This is a genomic window from Synergistaceae bacterium (genome assembly GCA_021372895.1).
In the GTDB taxonomy this organism is placed as follows: Bacteria; Synergistota; Synergistia; order Synergistales; family Synergistaceae; genus JAJFTP01.
The window spans coordinates 25,359-39,194 of record JAJFTP010000039.1; the positions used below are offsets into that span (position 1 = coordinate 25,359).

Consider the following 13,836-nt stretch of genomic DNA (forward strand, 5'->3'; position numbering starts at 1 on the left):
GGCAAATGATTCAACTGAAGGGGACCAGGGGCGGACTGCTCCGATGCGTTATACCGGATGATCTTAGCGAAAAACGTATGCTTGAAGAATTAGATGAACTGGTCAGAAGCGGAAGAAATTTCCTTGAAGGAAGCACCGTAGTCATGGATATGCAGAGCAGGCAGTTCACGCCGGCCCTGGTAGGTAAGATATGGAAAGGTTTTATTGAACCATCTGGCTGCAGAGTGGCATCATGGGTCGTATCAGATAAGGAGACTCAGCAGTGCATAAAACGCATAGGAGCGCAGACAGGGGAACAGTCTGCATCTTCCGGTACTGAGCGTAAGACGAGATCGGCCTTGGTATCAAAGGGGCTTTTATACACAGGCAACCTTCGCGGAGGCCAAAAGCTGGAGCATGACGGGGACGTCATAATAGCCGGGCATGTGAATACAGGTGCGGAAGTAAGCGCCAAGGGGCATATAATAGTGCTCGGTAAACTTAAGGGACTTGTACACGCCGGGGCAGGGGGAGACAACGGGATGTCAGTATCCACTCATTCCCTTGAGGCAGGCCAGGTTAGGATAGGGAATAAGGTAGGAATGATAGACGAGAAGACAGATTTCTGGGGAAAACCCGCTGTGATCACAGTCGGCGGAGATGAAGTGCTGCTCGCAGAGTGGCCTGTAATATAAGGGGATGAGAGAATTGGGCTGCAGAATAATAGTTATTACCTCTGGCAAGGGTGGGGTGGGAAAGACGACTACGACGGCTAACCTTGCCGTAGCGCTTGCTTCGGCAGGGCATAAGGTTGTAGCAATTGACGGAGATGTCGGGCTTAGGAATCTGGATGTAGTAATGGGGCTTGAGAACCGCATCGTATATACACTGGTTGATGCAGTTGAGGGCACGTGCCGCCTCAACCAAGCGCTTATAAGGGACAAGCGGCTCAACAATCTGTATATGATACCGACGGCACAGTCACGTACTAAGGATGCGGTGACAGCAGAACAGATGGTTGCGATCTGTGAGGAATTGAGAAAAGATTTTGACTTTGTGCTGATAGACAGCCCCGCGGGTATAGAAGCAGGATTTCGTAATGCAGCGGCAGGAGTGGACGAGGCTCTCGTGATAACGACGCCTGAGGTCTCTGCGGTAAGGGACGCAGACAGGATAATAGGCCTTCTCGAATCCATGGATAAGACTCCGATAAACCTCGTGATAAACAGAATAAGGCCGGACATGGTGAAACGCGGTGAGATGCTTAATGTCCAGGATGTTCTTGATATCCTTGCAGTTGATCTTATCGGCATAATACCGGACGACGAAAACATTGTGACCTCGTCCAACAAAGGGGAGCCTCTTACGCTTTCAGGGACCTCCCGTGCCGCACAGGCATACACTAATATAGCAAGGCGCATATGCGGTGAGGATGTTTCTTTCTTGGATATCTTCAACGAATCGCACGGCTTCTTCTCCTCTTTACGCCGTCTTTTTGCAAAAGGCTAGGTGAGAATGATGTTTGAGTTTCTGCATAGTCTGTTCGGCAGGGAAAACAGCAGCCAGGTCGCGAAAGAACGGCTTCAGCTTGTGCTCATACATGACCGTAACGATATCTCTCCGGAGATACTTAATTCTCTTAAGATAGATATGATAAAGGTAATAAAAAAATATCTTGAGATAGACGAGGGCAATATAGAGATAGAACTTGAGCGCGAAAATCGCTCTGTCGCGCTGGTTGCCAGCATACCTCTGAAGAACATGCAGAGGCCTGTCAGAGGGAAGAAGAGGAATGGCTGATAGCACCACCGGCAGCAGGTGGAGTGATATTCGTGCCTACAGCGATGTTGTGATGCTGATGGTCACATTGGTGATCTTTGCCCTTGGAATTGTAGCAATTTATAGTGCGAGTTCATCCATGTCTACAGCGTCCGGCTCCTCCTTTGTAGTTCGTCAGCTGATGTGGGGGGGGATAGGTGCGTTTGCATACTTATTTATACTTAAAATTGGCTACAGAAAATTCATTTCAATGGCAGTCCCCCTTTTTGCAGCGCTGCTTATTACTCTGATCCTGCTGCTCGTTGTCGGGCATACATCTAAAGGAGCTCAGAGCTGGTTCAATATGGGGTTCATACGTTTTCAGCCCTCTGAGCCAGGAAAGGTGATATTTGCCCTTATATTGGCAAAGATATGCACGAAAATCCCCCCGTCAGACGTAAAGGGGATAAGTGCGGCTATGCTGTTATCGGGCCTTGTAATAGTGTTGATACTGATGCAGCCTGACCTTGGGAGTACTCTGGTATATTCTGTCATGCTCCTTGCAGTGCTTATAACAGCCGGGACTCCGGTAAGATTTCTGGCTGGTATGGCGGCGGCAGGGCTTTCCTTGCTACCTTTAGGCTGGATGGTACTTAAGCCATATCAGAGAATGAGGCTGCTCGTATTTATGGACCCATCGATAGATCCGCAGGGGGCAGGTTATAATGTCATACAGTCAAGGATAGCGGTTGGTTCAGGAGGGTTGCTGGGAAAGGGTTTTATGCATGGGACCCAGGGTAAGCTCCATTTTCTGCCTGAGCCACACACTGATTTTATTTTCAGCGTCTTCTCCGAAGAATTTGGCTTTATCGGCTGTACGATAGTGCTTATACTTTTTGCAGTACTTCTGTGGAAGATACTGCGCACGGCGCAATATACAAAGGATCCGGAGGCAAAACTGATGGTGGCTGCTATTGCGGCATGGCTATGGTTTCAAGTCACAGAGAGCGTGGCTATGAGTATGGGGCTTGCTCCGGTTACAGGTCTTCCTTTGCCGCTGTTCAGCTATGGAGGCAGCTCCCTGCTTGCTGTAGCTGCAGGTCTTGCCCTCGTGCAGAGCGTGGCGATAGTGGCAAGGTCGGAAAGATTCTAATTTAAGTATCTAGTTTAACGTACAGTTTCAGCCTTTTTAAAAATAGATGTCGGCAAGTTTTTTAATTTAAAAAATTTGCCGTATTCAGGAGGAACACCGCAATGCCGATGCAGTTTCAGCAAAACCCGCTCAGGTCTGTCCTTGCAGGAGTAAAGCGCCCGTCAAGGTATGTCGGCGGGGAATGGGGAAGCGGTCCTGTCAAAGAGGGCGGGACAGATGTTCTCCGGGTATGTTATGCTTTCCCCGATATTTATGAGGTTGGGATGAGCTATCTTGGATATCAGATACTTTATGGACTGACAAAAGCCCTTCCGTTCGCGGATGCGGAGCGGGTCTATGCTCCGTGGTCCGATATGGAGCAGGCCCTTCGTTCCTCAGGGATACCGCTTTGGTCACTTGAAAGCAAACGGCCCATATCTGAGTTTGATGTTGTGGGGTTTACTCTTCAGTATGAGCTTTCATACACCAACATACTTACAATACTTGATCTCGGGAATATTCCGTTTCGCTCATCGCAGCGCGGCGATGCCGACCCGATTATTATTGCCGGAGGCCCTGGGGCGCTTGCGCCGGAACCGGTCGCGCCGTTTATCGACGTGTTCTGCATAGGGGACGGAGAGGTCGTATTGCCTGAGCTCTTAAAAGTTCTTCATGAACTGAAGGATAGTCGCCGGGATGAAAAACTTTCCGCAATTTCCAGAATCGATGGCGTTTATGTACCGGAGATACCGCAGGTATTTCCTGTCCGCAGACGCATTGCCGAAGACCTTGATTCCGTCTTCTATAACACGAGCATGATAGTACCGAATACCGGAATTATCCATGATCGGGCGGCAATCCAGGTATTTAAGGGATGTACGCGCGGCTGCCGTTTCTGTCAGGCGGGGATGACAGACAGGCCTGTACGCGAACGAAGTGCCGATTCAACGGTGAAACAGGCCGAGGCTCTGCTGAAGAATACGGGCTGGGAGGAAATTGGCCTCCTTTCGCTTGCAACATGTGACTGGGCAGGGCTTGCAGAGACCCTCTCCCGTTTTGAGCCGCTGCTTAAAGAAAACCAGATAAAGCTGAGTTTGCCAAGTCTCCGCGTAGACGCGTTCTCCGTAAACATGGCTGCGGGGCTTGAATCGATACGCAGGGGAGGGCTCACCTTTGCTCCAGAGGCCGGGACTCAGCGGCTGAGAAATGTGATAAACAAGGGAGTAAGCGACGAGGATATAGAATCCGCGCTTGATGCAACATTTGCACACGGGTGGGACAGGGTCAAACTCTATTTTATGATGGGGCTTCCAACTGAGACAGAAGAAGATCTTGCGGGGATACTCGATATATGCGGCAGGGCCGTCTCCATAGCTAAACATTATAAGAGACGCGGCGACGTAAGCGTATCGCTTGCCGGATTTGTTCCGAAAGCCCACACTCCATTCCAGTGGGAGGCTCAGCTTGACAGGGTTTCTCTGCGTGAGCGCGGCAGGTGGGTCAAGAACAGGATAAAGAACAGAAAAGTAAGCCTTACGTATCATGAACCCGAGCAGACATATATTGAAGGCGTCTTTGCGCGCGGTGATTCAAGGCTTGCCGACGCAATCGAGGAAGTATGGCGCCGCGGTGAACGTTTTGACGGCTGGAGTGAGTGCTTTAATTTTGAAAGATGGATGGAAGTATTCCGCGACCTTGAGATCGATCCGGACAGCTATGCCTGCAGGAAACGCGATTTTGATGAAAAACTCCCGTGGGACCATATCGATTCGGGAGTGACGAAGGCATTTCTGCTTGCCGAGCGTGCAAGAGCTGTCAATGGAGAGCTGACGCCGGACTGCAGATATGGCTGCAACGGCTGTGGCTGGCAGGGGCGTACCGGAGTGAAGGGATGCGGCAATGGCAAGAATTAGGATTATTTTTGAAAAGAAGGGCTGGATCATATTTATAAACCACATGGATCTCCCGGTATTATTCTCGCGCGCTGCAAGACGCGCCGGACTCTCCCAGGAGTTTACGCAGGGATTTTCACCGCATCCGCATATCAGCCTGTGCCCGCCGCTTGCGATAGGGGTCGAGGGGCGGGCTGAACCTGCGGAGTTCTGGTTTAATGAATGGCATGGCGGATCCGCTGTTTACTGGAATGCTAAATTGCCGGAAGGCTTAAAGATATTGCAATATGCGGAAGTAGAGGGACCTGCTCTGGCGAAACTTGCGACCGCCGCTGTTTATATAATAACCGGAGCAGGATTTGATCTGTCTTGCGATGCTAAGGCTGTGCTTGAGGAAGAGTCAAAACGTGCAGGCATACTGTACTCTTCTTCACTTGATGAAGGGATTGTAACTCTTACAGTAGGAGGCCTGGAAAACTGCGGTGCCGGTAATTTTGTAAGGGCCCTCAAGGATAGCGGTATCTGCGGCGGCTGGTCTGACCTCAGTATTGTGCGGGAGACGGTCGGCACATGGGATACAGAGAACTCAAGAATCCTTTCGCTTATTTGACCAGGGAGGTATGGATATGACTTCAGATAGATGGTCAAAGAAAATAGTTGCGAACCTCATAGATCCTGAGGAGATAAGAATAGCCATCCTTGACGAGAAGGGTAAGCTGTATGACTTCTTTGTTGAAAGGATGCTGGAACATCAGTGCACGGGAGAAATATACAAAGCGCGCGTTGACAGCGTGCTCCCAGGGATGAACTCAGCGTTTCTGAATCTGGGCGACGGGAGGAACGGTTTTTTATACCTTGACGATGTACACGGAGCAAACGTCAAAGCCGGAATGGAAATGCTGGTACAGGTTGTCAAGAATGCACGCAAGGGCAAGGGGGCGCGGGTATCGCCGCGCATTTCGCTCGCAGGACGTTATATGGTGCTGATACCGGACGGGCACGAGACCGGAGTCTCTAAACGCATCGAAAACGATGAAGAGCGTTCACGCCTGAGGAACATTGCAAAACATATAAGACCGGATGGATTCGGCATAATTATCAGGACTGTAGCCGAAGGCTGCGATGAGGAAAGCCTTATCAAAGACGTTAACGAGCTGCTCTCTCAGTGGGAGACGATACAGCACAATACGAAGCGGAACAGCGCCCCCTGTCTTATACACAGAGAGCCCGGACTGCTTGAGCGCGTACTGCGCGATGAACTCACAGAAGATATAGATGAGATAATTGTGGATACGGAAGAGGATAAGAAGAACATAGAGTTGTTTGTAAAGCGCTTCTTCTCTGACAAGAGCATAGAGGTCAGCCTGTACAAGGGCAAAACCCCGGTGTTTGATGTATACAACATTGAAAATCAGCTTGCAGAGCTGCAGGACAGGAAGGTATGGCTATCATCCGGCGCATACCTTGTAATTGACCAGACTGAGGCCCTTACTGTCATTGATGTAAATACAGGCAAGTTCATAGGCACAAAGAACCTTAACGACACAGTGCTGAAGACCAACATGGAGGCTGCGGTAGAGATAGCGAGACAGATGCGTCTTCGCGCGCTGGGAGGTATCGTCGTCGTTGACTTTATAGACATGGAAACGGAAGAAAACAAGAACGACCTTGTACGCGAGCTTCAGGATCTTTTTAAAACTGACAGGTGCAAAGCTAGAGTTTATGGCGTGACCGGGCTCGGACTTGTCGAGATAACCAGAAAACGTGCAAGGACGGATATCCGCGCGGCGCTTGGCCGCAGCTGTCCGTTTTGTGCCGGTCTGGGCTGGGTGCCTAAAGAAGAGGGAGTAGCGATGCAGATCAAGCGTTTTATCCGAAAGGTCTCTGCGTCGTCTAAATCGGAAGCGCTGCTTATAGAGGTATATACTTCGGTTGCCGAGTATATAGCGGAGACGTTCCTCTCATCGTGGGAGGAAGAGTTCGAAAAGACCATCTTTATCAGAGGTTGCCCGGATTTTTCATGGAGCAAATTCAGACTTGACAGCCAGGGCGGCGTTGCTCAGCTGGAGCACAGAATAGCCGCACTTCAGAAAAGAGAGGGCTGGGCAGTTGTACATAGGTCGTCTTCAGCTTAAGGGATTCAAAAGTTTCGGAGGCACCCATGACCTCATCCTGTCGTCAGGGTTCACCGCAATAGTAGGTCCAAACGGGAGCGGAAAGAGTAATCTTCTCGATGCTCTCAGATGGGCGCTTGGTGACAGCCATGCAGGACGTCTCCGTATCGCGCGGCAGAACGACCTCCTCTTTCAGGGGTCGATAAGCCTTCCCGAGGCCAAAGATGCCGAGGTTATGATCCAGCTCAGGGAAGAAATGCGCACCTGTTCCATCAAGCGGCGTGTAACGGCGCCTGACGGCAATACCGTGCTGTTTATTGATAATATTCGCAAGACACTTGCGGAACTTGACGAGACAAAGCGCGAATGGAAACTTGAAGGCGACAGGTTTGCATTTATAGGGCAGGGAGAAGTAGCAGAGGTTATTCAACAACGTCCGGCCGCACGCAGAATGCGTCTTGAGGCATTGTTCGGAATAGATATTTACAGGAAACGCCGTATGGAGGCTTCAGACAGGCTGGTCACGGTAAGAGAAGAGTATGATCAGCTCCGCAACATTATGGCGGAACTTAACGCCAGGCGTGATGAGATAGCACCTGAGGTCAGGCGTGCAGCGCAGATACGCGGTATACTTGACAGCATAGAGGAAGAAAGAAAACTCCTTTACTGGCTACGCCGCGATCGTTTGGAAAAAACATTTGCGGATATGCGGGCTGAGATAGAGAATGCCGCATCAGCACGCGATGTAGCATCAGCATGGTCCAGGACATGGAAGCACGCGGAGAGCATGATGGAAGCTGAGCTTGCAGGTCTGGCAAAGGCGCGTCAGCAGCAGATATTGGAGCTTGAACAATGCAGGACAAATTTTGACGGACTCACAAAATCCGGTTTTGCATCAGCATCTGTGCTGATGTCCTCTAAAGAGAGGCTTATACAGGCGCAGACGGAGCATAAGAGGGTCAAGTCCCATCTTGAATCTCTTATGGAAGAGCAAAAAAGTTCCGATATCGGGAATAAAGAGGCAAAAGAGGCACTTGCCGCAAGCCAGAAGGCTCTTGAATCTGTGGAAAAAAAATGGCAGGAATATAATCTGCGCATTGAGCGGGAAAAACAAAAGCGAGAGGCGTTGAACCAGGAGAAGGGCAAGCTTGAAGCAGAACTTCAGCAGATAAGGGCAAAACTTTCATTTCTTGGCAAAGACCTGATAGATTTGCGTGATAAAAAAACGCGGTCAGCAGATCCGAGGAAAGACCTCGATGCCGGTATAAAACACTATGAAGAGGAGCGCGACCGCCTTCTCAAGGAGCAGGAACTACTTGTTAATCGTCACGGTGAACTCTATGCCAAAGTTCAGAACCTTGCATCAGAAGTGCAGCGTGCTCGCAGGGATGCATCACAGGCGCGCTCCCGCCTGAATGAAGTATCTGAAGCGCTGCAGACAGAGCTTTATCCGACAGCGGTACAATTTCTTCTTTCGGCTGCCAGGCTCAACAGGCTTGATGCCTCTCCCCGTGCGGTGATAGATGTATTTACATGCGAAGCGTCGCTTTCAACCGCCTTGGAGGCATATCTGGGAGGACGCCAGTTTCAGCTGCTCGTGGAAAATCTTGAGGAAGCCGGACGCTGCATAGATAAACTCAAAGCAAACAGCAAAGGCAGGGCTACATTCCTGCCACTTGAGCGCTGCCGCCCACGTTTCCCAGACAAGTCCGTCAGGCTTCCCGCGCAGGGAATAGTCGGGTGGGCGATAGACTTGGTAAAGGTGGAGGAACACTGGCTCCCCGCAATAGAGCAGATAATGGGTGACCTGCTTATAGTGAGTTCCTATTCTGTAGGGCAGGAACTGGTCCGGTCAGGCTTCAGAGGCCCGGTAGCCACGCTAGAGGGAGATGTATTTCAGCCGGGAGGCACTGTGTCTGGAGGGCGTTCACTGAAATCAGGCAGAACGCTGGAGATGAAGTCAAATGTGGCCAGGCTTGAGGATGAATTTGCCAAAGCTTCAGCCCTTGCTGAAAAAATATCTGTTGAATTTAAAAAATGCGAGGCGGAAGAAATAGCCGTCTCTGAGCAGAAAGAAGCCTACACAAGGCAGATCCGTGAACTTGACGGGCGCATAGCGCTCGTGCTCGATCAGAAGGAATCCATAGCCAAGGAATACAGGCGTATGGAAGGGGAGCGTGCGAGGATACTGGATACGCTCAAAGAGTATGGCCTTCGTTGGAAGGCCATACTTACAGCCCTTTCAGAGCTTGAGGAGAAGCGTGACATACAGGCCGATATCGAAGATGACCACCAGCTTATAGAAGAGAGGGAACGCTTGCGCGCCGATGCTGCTGTAACCGCCGAACGCCTGCGTTCTGGTTTTGCGCTTATGGAGCGTGTGAGCACAGAGGTGCGCGCCGAGGAACGCAAGGTCTGGGCGCTGGAAGAGGAGATATCAGAGCTTGATCAGCGATGTGTCCGCGAACGCGCCAACCTTGCGCGTGTCGGAAGGGGCTGTCTTGAGATACACAACAGGCGCATAAAACTAATTTCAGAGATGGACATGCATGTTGAAGGTTACTCGAAGCTTGAGGCAAAGCGGGAATATTTCCGCAGGAGGCTTGCCGCCGCAGAAATACGCCTCCTTGCCTGCATTGAGAAATTATCCGCCGCTGAAGCTAAAAAAGGCGAGACAGCGCGTGAACTGGAGGAACTTATAAATACGTGGGAAGAACAGTACCCATATCATGACGCCGAATCTCTCCCACCGGACACAGATGTTGAGGATCTTCGCAGGAATATAAGGGACGGAGAGAGGAAGATAAAAGCATTCGGAGATGTGGACATGGGAGTTCTTTCCGAGGACCGCAACCTTAAGGATCGTCTTGCATTCCTGGGTGAGCATCTGGACGACGTCCGCGCTGGCGCAGCAGAACTTGAGAAGCTTATCGCTGATGCCGACAGACAGGCGCACAAAATTTTCACAGATGCGCTGCAGGAAGTGGACAACAGATTCTGCTCTCTCTTCCAGCGTCTCTTCGGAGGAGGAGAGGCTCACCTTGAGATGACCGACGGTGAGACAATATGGGACACTGGTGTCGATGTTATAGCCCGTCCGCCTGGAAAACATCCTCAGGGGATAAACCAGCTCTCCGGCGGAGAGCAATCGCTTGCCGCGATATCTCTTCTTTTCGCCTCAATGGAGGTGGCTGGCTGTCCCCTCGCCGTGCTTGACGAAGTAGACGCCGCTCTTGATGAGGTAAACCTCAGGCGATTCTCCGAGCTTGCGAAGGAGTATGCGAAAAACAGACAGGTACTTGCTATGACACACAGGCGGGTAACCATGGAGCGTGCCGATGTTCTTTACGGTGTGACTCTTTCGGAGCCGGGCCTCTCACAGGTCATAGGTGTCAGGCTGGAGGACTGGGCATAATGAAGGACGGACGTGAAGACCTGCTCAGAGGACTTCTGAAGATAAGACAGCCGGATGAGAAGAACGGCTTAAGGGTGAACCTTGACACTATACTCCTTGCTCACTTTACAAAGCCGCGCAGCCGCGAAAGGATACTTGAAATAGGCTGCGCGCACGGCGCAATATCTCTGATACTTGCTAAAAGGGGATTCAGTGTAGAGGGGTTCGACATACAGCCGTATCTGGTGGAGCTTGCTGCCGAGAACGCAGAGTATAACGGGCTTCAGCACAGAGCAAAGTTTTACGTCAGTGATCTGCGCGAATATAAGAGGACATGGGAAGCGCAGACTTTCGACAGGATCGTGGTCAACCCGCCTTACGACGAACTTAGCAAAAACAGGAGCCCGTCGGATGCGCTCGCGGCGGCAATGCACGGGACCATGTGCACGCTTGAAGATGTCATCGCTGCCTCACGCTACCTTCTGAAGAATAAAGGATATTTGGATATGGTAATACGCGCGAACAGGGTCGGCGAATTATTCTCACTTCTGGACAAGTACTGTATCCCGCCCAAGGTGATGCGTTCCGTGCATCCAAAGCCCGGTGCCAATGCGACGGTCATCCTTGTGGAAGCGATGTGCGCCGCGAGCCATGGGCTTAAAATCGAACCTCCGATATTCGTTCTTGGGGATGACGGCAAAGAGACGCGGGAACTGCTTGAAGCATATAGAATAGAGGCGAAGGACTGATGCCCCTTATAATAATACCCACACCGATCGGCAACCTCGAAGATATTACGCTGCGCGGCCTCAGGGTACTAAGGGAGGCAGATGTGATCGCGTGTGAGGATACCAGACATACGCTCAAGCTGCTGAATCATTTCGATATAAAGAAACCACTCATCTCGTGTCATGAACACAACGAGGCAGAACGGGTAGATACTCTTATGAGGCGCATAGAAAACGGCGAGACTGTTGCGCTGGTATCGGATGCAGGTACACCTGGGCTTTCAGACCCGGGTTTTATCATTATCAAAGCGGCGATCGAAAGAGGGCTTCCGTATGATGTTCTGCCAGGGGCTAACGCGCTGCTGCCTGCGCTGCTGCTGTCCAATATGGGGATGGAGTCTTTTTTGTTCGCCGGCTTTCTCAAAGGCAGTAAGGAAGAGAAAAAAAAGAGGCTGGAAGGGCTTAAAAACATAGAGGAATTACTGGTATTCTATATGGCTCCGCACCATCTTATAAAAGAGCTGTGTATGATGGGGGAAGTTCTGGGAGACAGAAAGGCTGCTCTGGTACGAGAGATAAGCAAAATACATCAGGAATCTATTCACGGGACGCTGCTTTCATTCAAAGATACTTTGCCTGAAGATAAAATCCGCGGTGAGTTTGTCTGTATTGTAGAAGGGAGCAAGAAAGAAGCAGAAGTTCAGGATGATTCCGCCTGGATGAATGAAGCGGAGCAAATGTACAAAGCCGGCGAACAGATGAAAAATGTTGCAAACTTGCTTACAATCAAGTATCGTATTCCACGAAACAGAATAAAACGGTACATTTTTGAGAAGTGTGCCGAGGAGGGTAAATAAATGACAAATAAAAAGACATTTTACATAACTACCCCGATCTATTATGTTAACGATGTCCCGCATATCGGCCATGCCTACACTACCATAGCGGCTGATACGCTGGCGCGTTGGCACAGATCCGCCGGTGAAAACACCCGTTTCCTGACCGGCACCGATGAGCATGGACAGAAGATCCAGAATGTGGCAGAGAAGAGAGGCATCACGCCAAAGCAACTATGCGACGAAGTGGTCCAGAACTTCCAGAGACTCTGGGACGTGCTCAATATATCAAATGACGATTTTATACGCACGACTGATCCGCGCCATGAGAAGGTGGTCCAGGAAATATTCAGACGTCTGATGGCCAACGGGGATATATACAAGGGCGAATATGAGGGCTGGTACTGCGTGCCATGCGAGACATACGTCCCCGAGGCGCAGATGGGAGAAGGACAGACCTGCCCCGACTGTCACAGGCCGCTGACAAGAATGACGGAGGAAACATACTTCTTCAGACTTTCGAAATATACCGAGCCGTTGCTCAAGTTTTATGAGGAGCATCCTGACGCTATCATGCCTAAGTCCCGCTATAACGAGATAGTCAGCTTTATCAGGAGCGGGCTCCGTGACCAGTCGGTCTCGCGGACAACGCTCAAGTGGGGCGTACCGGTGCCGGGTGACGACAAACATGTAATCTACGTCTGGTTCGATGCGCTCATAAACTACCTCTCCGCACTTGATTATCCTGAAAAGGGCGGACTTTGGGAGAAATACTGGCCTGCAGCACGCCATCTCGTAGGCAAGGACATAATAAGATTCCACTGTGTGATCTGGCCGGCGATGCTCTTGGCGCTCGGAGTCAACCCGCCTGTGAGGGTCTTTGCACATGGCTGGTGGACAGTGGAAGGCGATAAAATGTCAAAATCCGTGGGTAACGTAGTCGACCCGTTTGAGATGGCTGACCTCTACGGTGTCGATGCCTTTCGCTATTTCCTGCTCCGCGAGGTCCCGTTCGGACATGACGGTGATTTCTCAGAGCTAGCTCTTGTCCAGCGCATCAATTCCGACCTTGCCAATGACCTCGGCAACCTGCTGAGCCGGAGCCTTCAGATGATAGAGAAGTTTCGCGCAGGCGAGCTTCCTGTTAGTTATACTGCAACAGATCTTGACAAGGAGATAGAGGCGCTTGCAAACAAAACAGCCGCTGAAATGGAAACATATATGGAACGTTTTGCGTTTGACGATTCGCTAAAGACGCTCTGGAATTTTATAAGCAGGGCGAACAAGTACATAGACGAGACAGAACCATGGAAACTTGGCAGGGAGGGCGAAGTAGAAAGGCTTGATGCGGTGCTCAGGACCCTCTGGGAATCGCTTCGTCTGACAGCTGTCCTCGCCGCGCCTTTTATACCTGAGACATCCGCTCGTATATGGGAGCAGCTTGGGCTTACAGGTGACCCGCTTGACGGCGGACGCGCGGTATGGGGATGGGGCAGGCTCTGCGGGCCGGTAACTGTAAAGAAAGGTCCAATCCTCTTTCCTCGTATAGATGTGGATAAGTGGAAAGCCGATAAAGAGGCCCGTGACCTTGAAAAACGTGCCAAGGAGGATCCCTCTGCGTTTTATAAGTTTGACGACCATGAGCCGGAGGTATCTATAGATGATTTCAGTAAACTCGAGTTTCGGGTCGCGCTCGTTGAAAAGGTCGAAGCAGTGCCCAAAGCGGACAAACTCTACATACTGAGCCTCGACCTTGGCTATGAGAAGCGTACCATAGTTTCCAGCATTCGTGAATTTTATAAGCCGGAAGATTTGGAGGGCAAAAAGATAATTGTCCTCTGTAACCTGAAACCGGCAAAGTTCAGAGGAGTGCTGAGCAACGGGATGCTGCTTGCGGCCGAAAGCCCCGATACCAGAAAAGAAGCGCTCACTCTGCTCACTGTGATGGACGACTCCATCCCTATCGGAAGCAGGATACATTAAAAGACTTTGCGCAGCAGCCA

At 50.8% G+C, this 13,836-nt stretch carries 11 protein-coding genes; all 11 read left to right on the forward strand.

Annotated elements, in window-relative coordinates:
* The first annotated feature begins 5 nt into the window (after positions 1–5).
* The 11 genes from minC to metG all read left to right on the forward strand — a co-directional run bounded on the left by minC (position 6) and on the right by metG (position 13,816).
* On the forward strand, positions 6–674 hold the full coding sequence (minC, locus tag LLF78_03790) for a septum site-determining protein MinC (protein MCE5201620.1): 669 nt from the start codon (positions 6–8) through the stop codon (positions 672–674).
* Positions 675–687: 13 nt separating this feature from the next.
* Positions 688–1,488 carry a septum site-determining protein MinD gene (gene minD / locus LLF78_03795; GenBank protein MCE5201621.1) on the forward strand — a complete coding sequence of 267 codons (801 nt, stop codon included), beginning with the start codon at positions 688–690 and terminating at the stop codon, positions 1,486–1,488.
* 6 nt (positions 1,489–1,494) lie between these two features.
* Positions 1,495–1,779, forward strand: coding sequence for a cell division topological specificity factor MinE (minE, locus tag LLF78_03800; protein ID MCE5201622.1), 285 nt, complete (start codon positions 1,495–1,497; stop codon positions 1,777–1,779).
* The gene (gene rodA / locus LLF78_03805; protein ID MCE5201623.1) at positions 1,772–2,890 is read left to right on the forward strand and encodes a rod shape-determining protein RodA; all 1,119 of its coding nucleotides are present in this window, start codon (positions 1,772–1,774) and stop codon (positions 2,888–2,890) included. The genes minE and rodA overlap by 8 nt, the downstream gene beginning before the upstream one ends.
* A gap of 107 nt (positions 2,891–2,997) precedes the next feature.
* Complete coding sequence (locus LLF78_03810) at positions 2,998–4,782, forward strand: TIGR03960 family B12-binding radical SAM protein (protein MCE5201624.1); 1,785 nt, start codon at positions 2,998–3,000, stop codon at positions 4,780–4,782.
* Positions 4,769–5,371, forward strand: coding sequence for a TIGR03936 family radical SAM-associated protein (locus tag LLF78_03815; protein MCE5201625.1), 603 nt, complete (start codon positions 4,769–4,771; stop codon positions 5,369–5,371). Before LLF78_03810 ends, LLF78_03815 begins: the two co-directional genes overlap by 14 nt.
* A 16-nt stretch (positions 5,372–5,387) precedes the next feature.
* The gene (locus LLF78_03820; protein MCE5201626.1) at positions 5,388–6,896 is read left to right on the forward strand and encodes an Rne/Rng family ribonuclease; all 1,509 of its coding nucleotides are present in this window, start codon (positions 5,388–5,390) and stop codon (positions 6,894–6,896) included.
* Positions 6,871–10,290: a chromosome segregation protein SMC gene (smc, locus tag LLF78_03825; GenBank protein MCE5201627.1), complete on the forward strand. Its 3,420-nt coding sequence runs from the start codon at positions 6,871–6,873 to the stop codon at positions 10,288–10,290. Before LLF78_03820 ends, smc begins: the two co-directional genes overlap by 26 nt.
* A complete protein-coding gene (locus LLF78_03830; protein ID MCE5201628.1) occupies positions 10,290–11,018 on the forward strand; it encodes a methyltransferase in 729 nt (242 codons plus the stop codon). The genes smc and LLF78_03830 overlap by 1 nt, the downstream gene beginning before the upstream one ends.
* The gene (rsmI, locus tag LLF78_03835) at positions 11,018–11,854 is read left to right on the forward strand and encodes a 16S rRNA (cytidine(1402)-2'-O)-methyltransferase (protein MCE5201629.1); all 837 of its coding nucleotides are present in this window, start codon (positions 11,018–11,020) and stop codon (positions 11,852–11,854) included. Before LLF78_03830 ends, rsmI begins: the two co-directional genes overlap by 1 nt.
* On the forward strand, positions 11,855–13,816 hold the full coding sequence (gene metG / locus LLF78_03840) for a methionine--tRNA ligase (GenBank protein ID MCE5201630.1): 1,962 nt from the start codon (positions 11,855–11,857) through the stop codon (positions 13,814–13,816).
* Positions 13,817–13,836 lie beyond the last annotated feature (20 nt).

Excerpts from the sequence above, each read along its gene's own strand:
- minC (MCE5201620.1), top strand. The coding sequence starts at position 6 with ATGATTCAACTGAAGGGGACCAGGGGCGGACTGCTCCGATGCGTTATA.
- minE (MCE5201622.1), top strand. The coding sequence starts at position 1,495 with ATGATGTTTGAGTTTCTGCATAGTCTGTTCGGCAGGGAAAACAGCAGC.
- LLF78_03810 (MCE5201624.1), top strand. The coding sequence starts at position 2,998 with ATGCAGTTTCAGCAAAACCCGCTCAGGTCTGTCCTTGCAGGAGTAAAG.
- metG (MCE5201630.1), top strand. The coding sequence starts at position 11,855 with ATGACAAATAAAAAGACATTTTACATAACTACCCCGATCTATTATGTT.
- LLF78_03820 (MCE5201626.1), top strand. The coding sequence starts at position 5,388 with ATGACTTCAGATAGATGGTCAAAGAAAATAGTTGCGAACCTCATAGAT.
- LLF78_03815 (MCE5201625.1), top strand. The coding sequence starts at position 4,769 with ATGGCAAGAATTAGGATTATTTTTGAAAAGAAGGGCTGGATCATATTT.
- rsmI (MCE5201629.1), top strand. The coding sequence starts at position 11,018 with ATGCCCCTTATAATAATACCCACACCGATCGGCAACCTCGAAGATATT.
- rodA (MCE5201623.1), top strand. The coding sequence starts at position 1,772 with ATGGCTGATAGCACCACCGGCAGCAGGTGGAGTGATATTCGTGCCTAC.
- LLF78_03830 (MCE5201628.1), top strand. The coding sequence starts at position 10,290 with ATGAAGGACGGACGTGAAGACCTGCTCAGAGGACTTCTGAAGATAAGA.